The 12,949-nt window shown below is 70.5% G+C and carries 10 protein-coding genes and 1 pseudogene; 5 read left to right on the forward strand and 6 right to left on the reverse strand.

Annotated elements, in window-relative coordinates; all coding sequences use genetic code 11:
* Nucleotides 1-26: 26 nt before the first annotated feature.
* Complete coding sequence (locus ACFVX6_RS04420) at nt 27-1,157, forward strand: pectinesterase family protein (RefSeq protein WP_389687832.1); 1,131 nt, start codon at nt 27-29, stop codon at nt 1,155-1,157.
* A 23-nt stretch (nt 1,158-1,180) separates the two neighbouring features.
* Nucleotides 1,181-2,304: pseudogene (locus tag ACFVX6_RS04425) on the forward strand (pectate lyase).
* Nucleotides 2,305-2,394: 90 nt separating this feature from the next.
* Here ACFVX6_RS04425 and ACFVX6_RS04430 read toward each other — a convergent pair.
* From ACFVX6_RS04430 to ACFVX6_RS04450, 5 genes are all read right to left on the reverse strand, one after another.
* On the reverse strand, nt 2,395-3,102 hold the full coding sequence (locus ACFVX6_RS04430) for an ABC transporter ATP-binding protein (protein ID WP_389687834.1): 708 nt from the start codon (nt 3,100-3,102) through the stop codon (nt 2,395-2,397).
* Complete coding sequence (locus ACFVX6_RS04435) at nt 3,099-3,866, reverse strand: ABC transporter ATP-binding protein (protein WP_389687836.1); 768 nt, start codon at nt 3,864-3,866, stop codon at nt 3,099-3,101. Before ACFVX6_RS04435 ends, ACFVX6_RS04430 begins: the two co-directional genes overlap by 4 nt.
* Entirely contained in the window at nt 3,863-4,786 is a 924-nt protein-coding gene (locus ACFVX6_RS04440) for a branched-chain amino acid ABC transporter permease (protein ID WP_389687838.1), read from the reverse strand. Before ACFVX6_RS04440 ends, ACFVX6_RS04435 begins: the two co-directional genes overlap by 4 nt.
* 128 nt (nt 4,787-4,914) lie before the next feature.
* The gene (locus ACFVX6_RS04445; RefSeq protein ID WP_389687840.1) at nt 4,915-5,793 is read right to left on the reverse strand and encodes a branched-chain amino acid ABC transporter permease; all 879 of its coding nucleotides are present in this window, start codon (nt 5,791-5,793) and stop codon (nt 4,915-4,917) included.
* Nucleotide 5,794: 1 nt separating this feature from the next.
* The gene (locus ACFVX6_RS04450) at nt 5,795-6,967 is read right to left on the reverse strand and encodes an ABC transporter substrate-binding protein (protein ID WP_389687842.1); all 1,173 of its coding nucleotides are present in this window, start codon (nt 6,965-6,967) and stop codon (nt 5,795-5,797) included.
* Between the two features lie 296 nt (nt 6,968-7,263).
* Here ACFVX6_RS04450 and ACFVX6_RS04455 point away from each other — a divergent pair, with 296 nt between their 5' ends.
* From ACFVX6_RS04455 to ACFVX6_RS04465, 3 genes are all read left to right on the forward strand, one after another.
* Complete coding sequence (locus tag ACFVX6_RS04455) at nt 7,264-8,892, forward strand: carboxylesterase/lipase family protein (RefSeq protein ID WP_389687844.1); 1,629 nt, start codon at nt 7,264-7,266, stop codon at nt 8,890-8,892.
* Nucleotides 8,893-9,154: 262 nt separating this feature from the next.
* Complete coding sequence (locus ACFVX6_RS04460) at nt 9,155-9,862, forward strand: tRNA-dependent cyclodipeptide synthase (protein WP_389687846.1); 708 nt, start codon at nt 9,155-9,157, stop codon at nt 9,860-9,862.
* Nucleotides 9,852-11,036, forward strand: a complete 1,185-nt coding sequence (locus tag ACFVX6_RS04465) for a cytochrome P450 (protein ID WP_389687848.1) — start codon at nt 9,852-9,854, stop codon at nt 11,034-11,036. The genes ACFVX6_RS04460 and ACFVX6_RS04465 overlap by 11 nt, the downstream gene beginning before the upstream one ends.
* A gap of 120 nt (nt 11,037-11,156) precedes the next feature.
* Here ACFVX6_RS04465 and ACFVX6_RS04470 read toward each other — a convergent pair whose 3' ends face one another.
* Nucleotides 11,157-12,920, reverse strand: a complete 1,764-nt coding sequence (locus tag ACFVX6_RS04470) for a beta-galactosidase family protein (protein ID WP_389687850.1) — start codon at nt 12,918-12,920, stop codon at nt 11,157-11,159.
* Between the last annotated feature and the right edge of the window lie 29 nt (nt 12,921-12,949).

Raw genomic sequence — 12,949 nt, forward strand, 5'->3', positions numbered from 1 at the left:
CCTTTTTGCAGCGAAGGAGCTTCCCCATGCCCTCGCACCACTCACGGGCCGTTCTCGGCCGCCGTTCCCTGCTCTCCGCCGGTGCCGGAGCGGCGTTCGCGCTCGCCCTGGCCGGCGGCCGCGCCGCAGCCCTCCCCGGGGGCGGCCCGTTCGGCCGGTTCGGTTCGCCCGCTGCCCGGCTCACCGAGCGCACCCTGTACGTCCACCCGGGCGGCCTCGGAGACCACACCACCGTCCAGGCCGCGGTGAACGCGGCGGACGGTCCCGGCTGGACGCTGGTCCTCGCACCCGGCACGTACCGGGAGACCGTCGCCGTCAGCCCGGCCCGCACCGCCATGACCTGGATCGGCGCGAGCGAGATCCCCCGTGACGTCGTCGTCGTGTACGACAACGCGGCCGGCACGGCACGGCCCGACGGCGGCACGTACGGCACGACCGGTTCGGCGACCACAACCGTCCAGGCGGACGGATTCACGGCACAGTGGATCACCTTCGCGAACGACTTCCTGCGCACCGACCTCCCCGGGAATCCCGGGACGCAGGCAGTCGCGATCAAGGTCCAGGGCGACCGGTCCGCCTTCTTCCACTGCCGGTTCCTCGGACATCAGGACACCCTCTACACCGACTCGATGGCGTTGGCCACCGTCGCCCGCCAGTACTTCGCCCACTGTTACGTCGAGGGCGACGTCGACTTCGTCTTCGGCAGGGCCCGCGCCGTGTTCGAACACTGCCACTTCCGTACTCTGCTGCGCGCCGATCTGGCGGGCGCCCCGTACGGCTTCGTCTTCGCCCCCTCCACCACCCGCGTCAACCCGTACGGTCTGCTGGCCGTCCGCTGCCGGGTGACCAGTGAGGCACCGGACGGCTTCTACAAGCTGGCCCGGCCCTGGGTTCCGGGCTCGGACCCGACCGCCTGGCCGTCGCTCGTCGTCCGCGGCAGCGTGCTCGGTCCGGGCATCGACTCCACCGCACCGTACGCGAACATGCGCGACGCCCATCCGTGGCAGGCCCAGCGCTTCGCCGAGTACCGCAACACCGGTCCGGGTGCGCAGACCGAGATTCCACAGAACCGTCCTCAACTCACCTCGTTGGAGGCCGAGTCGGCGACGCGCGAGTGCTATCTGGCCGACTGGCGTCCCGTGCCCGCCTGTTCCTGAACACACGAGAGGACCCGCACGTCATGTCTCGCAACGGAACCAAGCGCAGCGCTTCAATCGCCCTGTCCCTCCTCACCACCACCGCCGGCCTCGGAGCGCTGGCGGCCCCCGCCCATGCCGCCACCGTCGTCGTCGCCACCTCGACCGCGCTGGCCGCCGCGGTCAAGAACGCCACGCCCGGCACGGTCATCCAGGTCCGCGGCGGCACCTACTACCCGACGGCCGTTCTCCAGTCCACCGCCAATGGCACCGCCGGCAGCCGCATCCGGCTCCAGCCCTACGGCTCCGAGACGGTGAAGATCGACGGCTCGAACCTGCCCGCCGGGTCCTGGATCTTCAAACTGACCGCCGACTACTGGACCGTCTCCGGCATCACGTTCCAGAACTCCCCCGACAGCGCCGTCGTCTGCACCTCCTGCACCGGCACCGAGTGGTCGGACATCAGGACGATCAACGGCGGCGACTCCGGCTTCACGCTCACCGGCGACGACACGAACAACAACACCGTCAGGAACCTTGACTCGTACGGTCATTACGACGCCGCCAATCACGGTGAGAACGCCGACGGGCTCGCCGTGAAATTCGGTTCGGGCACCGGAAACCTGATCACCGGGGCACGACTCTTCAACAACTCCGACGACGGCATCGACCTGTGGTCCTGGTCCAGCCCCGTGACGATCGAACACACCTGGTCATACGGGAACGGCAAGAACCGGTGGTCCGACTCCGCCTTCGCGGGAGACGGCAACGGCTACAAGCTGGGTGGCGACGGCGAGGTCGTCGCCCATGTCGTCAACAACTCGGCGGCCTGGGGCAACGCGGGAAACGGGTTCACCGAGAACAGCAACAAGGGAGCCATCGTCCTCAACCGTACGACCTCGTACGCCAACGGGAAGTGGGGATACTACTTCGCGACCGGGGCGGCGCGGATGGCCCGGAACCTCGCCGTGAGCAACGGTTCGGGGCTCGCCACGCGGGGCCCTTCGGTCGTCTCGGCGGCCAACAACTGGGACTCGGGGGTCGCGACCCCGCCCTTCCTCGGCACGGACGCCACCAGCGCGTACGGTGCCAGGAAGTCCGACGGTTCGCTCCCGGCGACGACGTTCTGGCGACCGGTTCGACGACGATCGGCTCCACCATGAACTGAAGGCCGCGCCGCTTCGCAGCGGGCCGGCTCCGTGGGCAGGACCACCGCGGCCGGCTCCTCCCCCGCCATGCGGACGAGGAGCCGGCCGCGTCAGTCGACGCCCAGCAGGCGCCGCAGGTCCTCGGGACGGGACGCGAGTTCCGCGGCCGCCGACTGGTGGACGATGACGCCCTTCTGCATCACCGCCACGCTCCGTGCGACGGAGAGGGCCAGCCCCAGGTTCTGTTCGACGAGGACGACCGACATGCCCTGCGCGCTCACCTCGCGGATCACCTGGCCCACTTGGGAGACGATCGCCGGCGCGAGGCCGTCGGACGGCTCGTCGAGGAGCAGCAGGCGCGGATTGCCCAGCAGGGCCCGGGCGATCGCGAGCATCTGCTGCTCCCCTCCGGAAAGCTGGTCGCCACGGTGACCGAGCCGCTCCTCCAGCCGCGGCAGCAGGTCGAGGATGCGGGCCCTGGTCCAGGGGCCGCGCGCCGGGCTCCGCGAGGCGATCGTCAGGTGTTCGTCCACGGTCAGCGGGGCGAACACCCTGCGGCCCTGGGGGACCACGCCGACCCCTGCCCGGGCGATCACGTCGACACGGGCTCCGGCCAGCTCCCGGCCGTCGAGGACGACGCTGCCTTCGTAGGGGCGGACGAGTCCCATGACGGTCGAGATGAGGGTGGTCTTCCCGACTCCGTTCCGGCCGAGGAGGGCGACGGTCCCGCCCTCCTCGAGGTCGAGGTCGACACCGCCGAGGACGACGCCCCCGGCGTAGCCGGAGCGCAGTCCGCGCAAGCGCAGGAGCGGGTTCACGAGGTGACCTCCATGGTGCCCAGGTAGGCGGTCTGGACTTCGGCGGAGGCGCGCACCTCGTCCGGGGAGCCGGTCTTCAGGTGTTTGCCGAGGTGCATGACCGTCACCGTGTCGGCGAGTTCGAAGACCATGTCGAGGTCGTGCTCGATGAGAAGGACGGTGACCTCCCGGGGCAGGGCGGCTATCAGTTCGGTGAGCCGCGCCGTCTCCGCCGGCGACATGCCGGCGGCCGGCTCGTCCAGGAGCAGCAGCCGGGGTTCGGTCCCCAGCGCCACGGCGACCTCCAGTTGGCGCCGCTCGCCGTGCGAGAGCTCGGCGGCCGTGAGGCCGTGCCGGGTGGGCAGGCCCACCCGGTCGAGCAGTTCGTGCGCCTGCGCGATCGCCGCGTCCCGGGAGGCAGCCCGGGAACCGACGCGGGAACCGGCCCGGGAACCGGTGCGGCGTACCACGGCGAGCAGCACGTTCTCCAGGACGGTCTCGCGCAGGAAGAGGCTGGAGTGCTGGAACGTCGCCGCGACGCCGAGCCCGACCCTGCGGTGTACGGGCAGCCGGGTCACGTCCCGTCCGTCGACGAGGATGGTTCCGGCCGTGGTCGGCAAGGTTCCCGAGATCAGGCCGAACAGCGTGGACTTGCCCGCACCGTTCGGGCCGATGATCGCGTGCCGGGCACCTGCCCGCACCGTCAGGTCGACCTCGTCCAGGGCTCGGAAGGAGCCGAAGTGCCGTGATACCCGGCGCAGTTCCAGTAGGTCGCGATCTGTCACGCCGTCCTCTTCCGGGTGAGCCTGTGCGGGATGCGTACGCCGGCCAGTCCTCGGGGCAGCGTGTAGACGGCGATGACGAAGAGCAATCCGAGCAACAGCGGTCCGCGGCCTGCGACGGCTTCGAGGTTTCCGAGGTAGTCGCGGGTGAGCCAGACCAGTGCGGCGCCGGCGCAGGCCCCCCACATCGAGCCGGAGCCTCCGATGACGACGGCCAGTAGGGCCAGCGCGGCGATCTCGAAGCCGGCATCGCCGGGCGAGACGAACCGCTGGACCGAGACCCACAGGGCCCCGGCGGCTCCGGCCAACGCCCCGGCGCCGCAGTAGACGGTCAGGGCGTACCGCTGGGTGGGGTAGCCGATCGCCCGCATGCGGGGCTCGTTGTCGCGGATGCCGCGCAGGGCAAGGGCGAACGAGGTCGAGCCCAGGCGGGAGACCGCCGCGTAGAGCAGCAGGAACACGGCCAGGACGTAGAAGTAGACCAGCCCGTCGAGCTCCAGGGCGGGCATGCCGGGTAGCGGTACGACGGGCGGGATGCCCGACATGCCGTCGGTGCCGTTCGTCAGGGACTTCCAGTTGACGGCGGCGCTGTAGACGATCTCGCCGATGGCCAGCGTGAGCATCAGGAACACCACGCCCCGGGCTCTCACGGCCAGCCATCCGGTCCCTGCCGCCACCAGTGCGGAGACGGCTGCGGCGATGAGGAGTTGGAGGGGGCCGATGTCGGTGAGCCGCGTCGCCACGATCGCCGCCGTATAGGCGCCGACGCCGAAGTAGGCGGACTGGCCGAGGGTCGGCAGCCCGGTCAGTCCGGTGAGCAGGTTCACGCTCAGCACGAGGAGGGCGAACACCAGGATCCGCGACAGGGTGCCGACGGCGTAAGGGCCGAGCACGAAGGGGGCCAGGGCGAGCGTGCCGGCCACGGCGGTTGCCCACAGCCGCCGCCGTGTCGCGGAGCCGGTGGATGCGGAGTCGGCGGGTGGCGAACCGGCAGGTGCGGAACGGGTGGATGGGGAACCGGCGGATGCGGAACCGGTGGATGCGGACGGGCTCATGCGCGCACCGCCGAGGCGACGAGGCCGTGCGGGCGGACCACGAGGACGAGCAGCATGGTGCCGAAGAGGAGGAAGGGGGCGTACTCCGGGAGCAGCGCCACCCCGAGCGTCTGCACCTGGCCGATCAGGAGCGCTCCGGCGAGTGCGCCGCGCACCGATCCGAGACCCCCCACGACCACGACGACGAGGGAGAGGACGAGCACGGTCTCGTCGACGCCCGGCCCGGGGCCGAGGATCGGCGCTCCGAGGACTCCGCCGACCACCGCAAGGGCGGCGCCGGAAGCGAAGACTCCGTAGAGCACCTTGCGGATGTCGACACCCAGCGCGCGGACCATGTCCCGGTCGGCGACGGTGGCCCGGACGAGGGCGCCGAGGGAACTGCGCTCGAAGACGAGGTACACGAGGAGCGCGAGGCCGGCCGCGACGGCGATGAACACCAGCCGGTAGACCGGATAGGAGTGGCCGAGGAGGTCGACCGTCCCGCGCAGGGCCGTGGGCGGGTCGGTGGGCAGCACGTCTCCGCCGAAGGACGCGGCGAGGAGGTCCGCCACGATGAAGCTGATGCCGAGCGTCAGCACGGCTTGGTCCAGGTGTCCGCGGCGAGCCAGGGGTTGGGTGAGGAAGGTGAGCGCGGCCCCGCCCATGGTGCCCACCAGGACGCCCGCCAGCAGTGCGAGGAGGAGCCCCGACAGGCTGCCGTCGGACAGGGCGTAGGCGACGTAGGCTCCGGCCAGGTAGAGCGTGCCGTGCGCGAGGTTGAGCACGTCCATCATGCCGAAGACCAGGGAGAGTCCGACCGCGATCGTGAACAGCAGCAGACCGAAGGCGACCCCGTCGATGACGCTGACGAAGTTGCCGTCCAACCATCCGGACATGTCAGCCGCCCAGTCTGCCGAGCTCGGAACTGACGGTGTTGGCACCCTGCTTGACCTCGCGCAGGTACCAGGGCTGGACGGGCGTCCCGCCGCTGTTGAACCGCCAGGTGCCGCGCGGGCTGTCGATGTCCCCCACCCGGGCGATGGCGGCGTTGACCGACTCGGAGGTCACCGTGGATCCGGCCGCCTTGATCGCCTTGTCGAGGACCTGCGCCGCGTCCCATGACGCCATCGCGTACGTGGTCGGGGCCGTACCGTGGGCGGCCGTGTACGCCGGTGCGAACTGCTTGTTGGCGGGATTGTCCAGGTCCGCGCTGTAGTTGAGCGCCGTGAGGATGCCGTTGGCCGCGTCTCCCTGTCCCTTGAGCACACCGCCCTCGGTGAGGAAGCCGGGTGCGTAGAGCGGGATCTTGCCGGCCAGTCCGAAGTCCCGGTACTGCTTGACGAAGTCGACGGCCGCGCCGCCGGCGTAGAAGCAGAAGACGGCCTTCGCGCCGGACTTCTCGATCTGCGCGAGGTACGGCTGGAAGTTCTTGGTCCCCGGGAACGGCGTGTAGACCTCCTCGCCCGCGATCGTGCCGCCCGCCGGCAGGAAGGTGGACTTGAAGCCCTCCACCTCGTCCTTGCCCGCCTGGTATCCCGCGGCGATCAGGTAGACCGGGCCGCCGGCCCGCTCGGCCACGTGCTTGCCGAGTGCCTTGCCCGGTTCGTCGTTGACGTACGAGGTGCGCCAGATGTACTTGGTTCCGGTGAGCGTCGTGGGCGAGGCGTTCGAGCCGACGAGCGGGACCTTGCCGGTCTCGAACAGGTCCTTGACCCCGTTGATGGTGGCCGAGCTGACCACCCCGCTCACCGCGAGCACCCGGTCCTGCTTGACCAGCTTCTCTGCTGCGGCCTTGCCCGAGTCCGCCGTCTCCCCCTCGTCCGCGACGACGATCTCCACCTCACGGCCGCCGAGCTTGCCGCCGTGCTGCGCGACATAGAGCTCGAAGCCCTGCTTCATGTCGTCGCCCAGCGCCTTGTAGGTCCCCGACTGCGGGACGAGGAGCCCGATCTTCACGGGCCCGCTCTGCTTGTCCTCACCGGTCCCGAGGCTCGCACCACCACATGCGGTGGTCAGCAAGAGCGCCGTCGATGCGACGGCCAGACCAACGGGACGAAACCGACCTGCCATGGGAACTCCGTACGTTGTCAACCGACCCTGAAGGGCGGGATGTTGCTGATGAGGCCGCCGTGGAGAGTCCCAGGCGCGGAAGATCCGGCGCTCAGGTCCAGGCCTGGCCTCCGGTCGAAGTGACACGTGTCTATCGCGCTTTTACGACGCTCGTCAAGAGTGCGCAAGATAAGTGCCCGCACCCACCCCGGACCCCTTGACCCACGCCCTGCGCATGGCGCAATACTGACCCTCGTCAAATTCGCGCTATAGACATTCCGGCTACGGGCCCACGATCAGTCAGGGAGTGAAGCACCATGACCGACGATCCATCACGGCGCAAAGTCCTCAAGAACAGCGGGGTGTTGGCAGGCGCCGCACTGCTCTCCGGGGCGGGCGGGCACGCGGCGCAGGCCTCCCCGCGCGCGGCGGCCGAGTCCTCGCCCGTCGTGGAACTGCCCTCGGGCCGACTGCGCGGGACCACGGAAGGCGGTCTCGCCGTGTTCAAGGGCGTGCCTTACGCGGCGCCGCCGGTCGGCGCCCTCCGATGGCGGCCGGCTCAGCCCCACCCCGGCTGGCAGGGCACGCGCGACGCGACCGCCTTCGGCCCGAGCGCCCCGCAGCCCTACCGAGAGGGAGGCGACCAGGTGCTCGGCACCCACGGCTCGCCCCCCTTCGACGAGGACTGCCTCACGCTCAACGTCTGGACGCCCGGAACCGACGACGCCAAGCGGCCGGTGATGGTGTGGATCCACGGCGGCGGCTTCATCTCCGGGTCCGGCTCGATGCCCAACTACTCCGGCGAAACCTTCTCACGCAACGGTGACCTCGTCGTCGTGACCGTCAACTACCGCCTGGGGCCGCTGGGTTACCTCTACTTCGGCGAGGACGGCGCCGGCGGAAACTTCTGGCTCACCGATCAACTCGCCGCGCTGCGCTGGGTACGCGACAACATCGCCGCGTTCGGCGGGGACCCCGACGACATCACCCTCGCCGGCCAGTCCGGCGGCGCACTGTCGGTCGCGGCGCTGGCCGGTGCCCGGCCCAAGGGTCGCCCGTTGTTCCGGCGCGCCATCCTGCAGAGCCCACCGCTCGGGCTGAAGATCCCCACCCGTACCGAATCCCTCGAGCGCACCGCCGCCTTCCTGGACATCCTCGGTGCCAAGAACGTGACGGAACTGCGGGCCGTGCCCTGGCCGCGCCTGATCGCCGCCACCTTCGAGATGTTCGGGCGCACCGGACGGTGGGGCTACTGGTCGACCCCGTTCCTGCCGGTGCTCGACGGGGTCACGCTGGACCGCGACCCCGCCGACCTGCTGCTCGGCGGAGCCGGGGCGGACATCGACGTCCTGATCGGCTGGACCAGGGAGGAGGCCAACTTCGCCTTCGCACTGAGCGAGCCGTACGGCGCCGCGACCAAGGAGCAGGTGGTGGCCCGGGCGCGGGACACCTTCGGGAACCGGGCGGAGCAGGCGTACACCGCGTACGCAGAGGCCCGGCCGGGCGCCCGCCCCGTGGACGTACTGATGGACCTGATCACCGACGACCTGTTCCGCATGCCCGCCGTGGCGCTGGCCGAACGGCGCGCGGCCCGCGGACGTCCGGTCTGGGCGTACCAGTTCAACCTTCCGACGCCCGCGCACGGCGGTCGACTTGCGGCCGCACACTGCCTGGAACTGCCGTTCGTGTTCGACAACTTCGACAAGTGGTCGCAGGCGCCCTTCCTCGCGGGGCTGAACCCCCGGGTCCGCGACGGTCTCGCCTCGACGATGCACACGGCGTGGATCTCCTTCATCCGCACCGGCGACCCGAATCACCACCCCATGCCGCGATGGGGCCGCTACGACCAGGACACCCGCACGACGATGGCCCTCGACTCGGTCACCACCTCGGTCGGCGACCTCGCGGGTTACTGGCGTCGCCTGCACCATCCGGCAGGGCGGTAACCGGTCATCTCCCCGGGGGTCGCCTCGGTGAGGGAGGTGACCCCCGTACGTACCACCGGCCCGGGAGGGCCGGGACCTCGTCCAGCCGACGGAAGGTCCGTTCCCTGCTCGTAGCCCCGGGCAACGGTGCTGTCCAGCAGGTGAGTTACTGGCCGGAAGGCATAGGACGGTGCGCACCGCTCCGGTACCTTTCCGTCACGTCGCCGCCACACCCGGAGCACAGGGCCCCATGGGACTTGCGGCGCGAAGGACCCTACACCTGTTGACGACATTGACCGAAGTCTTCACAGTCCGGCCGTACACCCCGCACTGCCAGGTGATCCACACCGAAGGCGACCACGCTGTGATCGGCATCTCGCCGGGAAACAGCTACTTCTCCGCCCAGCGGGTCATCGACCTCGCTCTGTGGGGCATGCGCAACTTCGCGCAGGTCGATCTCATCTACACCGACCTGCACGTGGCCGAGATGTACGAGGCCCTGGGCTACGACCCCGACGAAGCCCGGCGCAAGGCGGTCAAGAACCTCCGGGGCGTCCGCGCCAAGGTCAACAACGCGGCGGCCGAAGCCGATCCCACCGGCACGCGTTTACGCTCCCGGCCCATGTCGGCCCTCACCGACATCCCCGCGTACCGCGCGCTCCACGCCCACCTGTACAACCTGCTCGACACCGACCCGGAATTCCGCAGCACCTGCAACTCCCTGGTCGACGCGTTCCTCTCGTCCAAAGTGCTCGGCGGGAAGACCGCCACCACCCGGCAGCGCGACGTCTGCCTGAAGTACGTCTGCGCCGAAGCGCCGCTCTTCCTCGACACCCCCGCGATCCTCGGGGTGCCGTCCTCCCTCAACTGCTACCACCAGCTCCTGCCGATGGCGGAACTGCTCTATTCGCGCGGCTCCGGACTGCGCGCCTCGCGCAACCAGGGCCATGCCGTCATCACCCCCGCCGAAGGAGCCCCCGATGTCCACTGAGACCCTCCTCGACTTCCCGTTCTCCGCGCGCGGCGACCAGCTCCCCCACCAGGTGGAGGAGTTGCGTGACGAGCCGGTCAAGCGGGTCCGCACGATCGCCGGGGACGAAGCCTGGCTCGTCTCCTCCTACGAGCTGTGCAAGCAGGTCCTCGAGGATCCCAGGTTCAGCCTGAAGGACACCTCCGCTCCCGGGGTGCCCCGCCAGTACGCACTGACGATCCCGCCCGAGGTCGTCAACAACATGGGCAACATCACCGGCGCCGGGCTGCGCAAGGCCGTCCTGAAGGCGATCAACCCCAAGACCGACGGCCTCACCGACTGGATGCGCGGTCACGCCTCCACCCTCGTCGACGGCCTCCTGACCCACGGGGCGCCGGTCGACCTCCGCAGCCAGTTCACGAACCCGTACGCCGAGAACCTGCACTGCCGCATCATCGGCATCCCGCAGGCCGACGCCCCACGCCTGGCGTCCAGCCTCGACATCGCGTTCATGAACTCGGCCTGCCCGATCACCGGTGCCAAGCTCAACTGGGACCGGGACATCGCCTACATGGTCGAGCGCCTCGACGACCCCGCCACCACCGGGCTCGTCGCCGAGCTGGCGGCCCTGCGCCCGGACCCCGAATACGCCCACCTCACCGACGAGATGCTCGCCACGGTGGGGGTCACCCTGTTCGGCGCCGGCGTCATCTCCACCATGGGCTTCCTGACCATGGCGGTCCTCTCCCTCCTCCAGAACCCGGACGTGTGGGAGCAGTTGCGGAAGGCGCCGGAGAAGATCCCGGCCGCCGTGGACGAACTCCTGCGGGTCAACCTCTCGATCGGTGACGGCCTGCCCCGCCTCGCCCTCGAGGACCTCACCCTCGGGGACGTCGAGGTGAAGAAGGGGGAGCTCCTCCTCGTCCTGGTCGAGGCCGCCAACACGGACCCGACCGTGTTCGGCGATCCCCACGTCGTCGACATCGACCGGCAGAACGCGGCCACCCACCTCTCCTTCGGCGGCGGCCAGCACTACTGCCCCGCCACCGCCCTCGGCAAGCGGCACACCGAGATCGCCCTCGAAGTGCTCCTGGAGAAGATGCCCCGCCTCCAGCTCGCCGTACCGGTCGACCAGCTCGTCTGGCGCACCCGGTTCATGAAGCGCCTCCCCGAGCGGCTCCCCGTCCTCTGGTAGCCGGGCGGTGGGACGAGGGGCCACGGCCGGACCTTCCGGGCGGGCCCCTCGTCCCTGCGCACCGACACACCGACACCCCGCCATCCCGACAGACCGGCGGCCGGCGGACCGGACGGCCGGTCAGTCCTCGGTGCGGCCCAGCTCGGGGCGGCCGCGCAGCTCCACCGTGCGGGTGGCCGAGGCGTGCAGTTCCAGGACGGTGATCTCGTTGCGGCCCGCCCGGAGCACCGGGGCGGGGACGTACAGGGTGGCCTGTGCGCCGCGGGACCAGTACCGGCCGAGGGCGAAGCCGTTGATCCATACGCTGCCCTTGGTCCAGCCGGGCAGGGCGAGGAAGCCGTCGGCCGGCTCATCGATGGAGGCGTACCCGCGGTGGAAGGCGGGGCCCACCGGCGGCGCCGCCGGATCGAAGGTCCCGAAGGGAAGACCCGCGAGGTCGGCGGGATCGTCCAGGGGCAGGGCCCGGCTGGTCCACCGTTCCGTGGCCAGGCCGTTGAGCAGGACGCGGCCGAGGAGTCCCTTGCGGTCGTGGATGCCCGGCCCGTAGTTGACCCGTCCCTGGTTCTCGACGAGTACGGACAGCCGGGCTCCGGGGCGGGGCACGGTGAAGGCGAGGGCGTGCTCGTGGCTCTCGCGTTCGAGTACGCCGACGGGCTCTCCGTCCACGAAGACCTGAGCGCGGTCGCGCACGTCCTCGACGTACAGGACGGCCGGGCCGCGGGCCTCCAGCCGGGTCTCGTACAGGACGAAGCCGAAGTCCTGGCCGAGTTGCTCCATCGTGAGCGGCCGGTCGCCCTCCACCGGTCCACCGAGGAGGTCCGCGCACTCCAACAAGGGTGCGCAGTGGGTGAGCTCGATGGGACCGTGGTCGAGCTTCGCGCCGGGTGCGGGCACCGGACCGTCGGGGACGGGGCCGTACTTCGCCAGGACATCCCGGAAGGCCGCGTACTTGGCCGTGGGATCGCCGGCCTCGTCCAGGAGCGCGTCGTAGTCGTACGAGGTGACCGTGGGCCGGTACGTTCCCTTGTCGTTCGCGCCGTTGGTGAAGCCGAAGTTCGTTCCGCCGTGGAACATGTAGATGTTCACGGATGCACCGGCGGCGAGCAGCCGGTCGAGGTCGGCCGCGGCGTCCTCGGCGCCGCGCACGGTATGCGGTCCGCCCCAGCGGTCGAACCAGCCGATCCAGAACTCCGAGCACATCAGGGGCCCTTCGGGGAGGTGCGCACGCAGCTCCGCGAGCCCGGCCTCGACCCTGCTGCCGAGGTTGACGGTGCTCAGTACTCCTTCGAGGCTGCCGCGCGCCAGGTCCGCGGGCTGGTCGCAGGTGAACAGGGGGACGTCCACGCCGTGCCGACGCAGCAGCCCGGCCAGTTCGGCGAGGTAGCCCGGGTCCTGGCCGTAGGCCCCGTACTCGTTCTCGAGCTGGACGGCGAGCACCGGGCCGCCCCGGCTGCCCAGCCGGGACAGCAGGGGCGGCAGGAGCACGCCGAGGTACTCGTCCACGGCCCGCAGGAAGCGCGGGTCGCGGCTGCGCAGTGCGATGCCCTCCTCGGCGAGGAGCCACGGGGGCAGGCCGCCCCCCTCCCATTCCGCGCAGATGTACGGGCCCGGGCGCAGCAGGACGTACAGGCCCTCGGCGGCGGCGAGGTCGAGGAACCGGGGCAGGTCGAGACCGCCGTCGAGCCGGAACTCCCCGCGGCGCGGGGCGTGGAGGTTCCACGGGACGTAGGTCTCGACCGTGTTGAGGCCCAGCAGGCGCGCCTTGTGGAGCCGGTCGGCCCATTGCTCCGGATGGACGCGGAAGTAGTGCAGTGCACCGGAGACGATGCGAAACGGCCGGTCGTCGAGACGGAAGCCGTCTGCGGCGATCTCCAGTCGGGGCATGCCGTGTGCTCCTCGGGATGGGACGGGGA

Source organism: Streptomyces sp. NPDC058289 (assembly GCF_042880975.1).
GTDB classification, from domain to species: domain Bacteria; phylum Actinomycetota; class Actinomycetes; order Streptomycetales; family Streptomycetaceae; genus Streptomyces; species Streptomyces stoeckheimensis.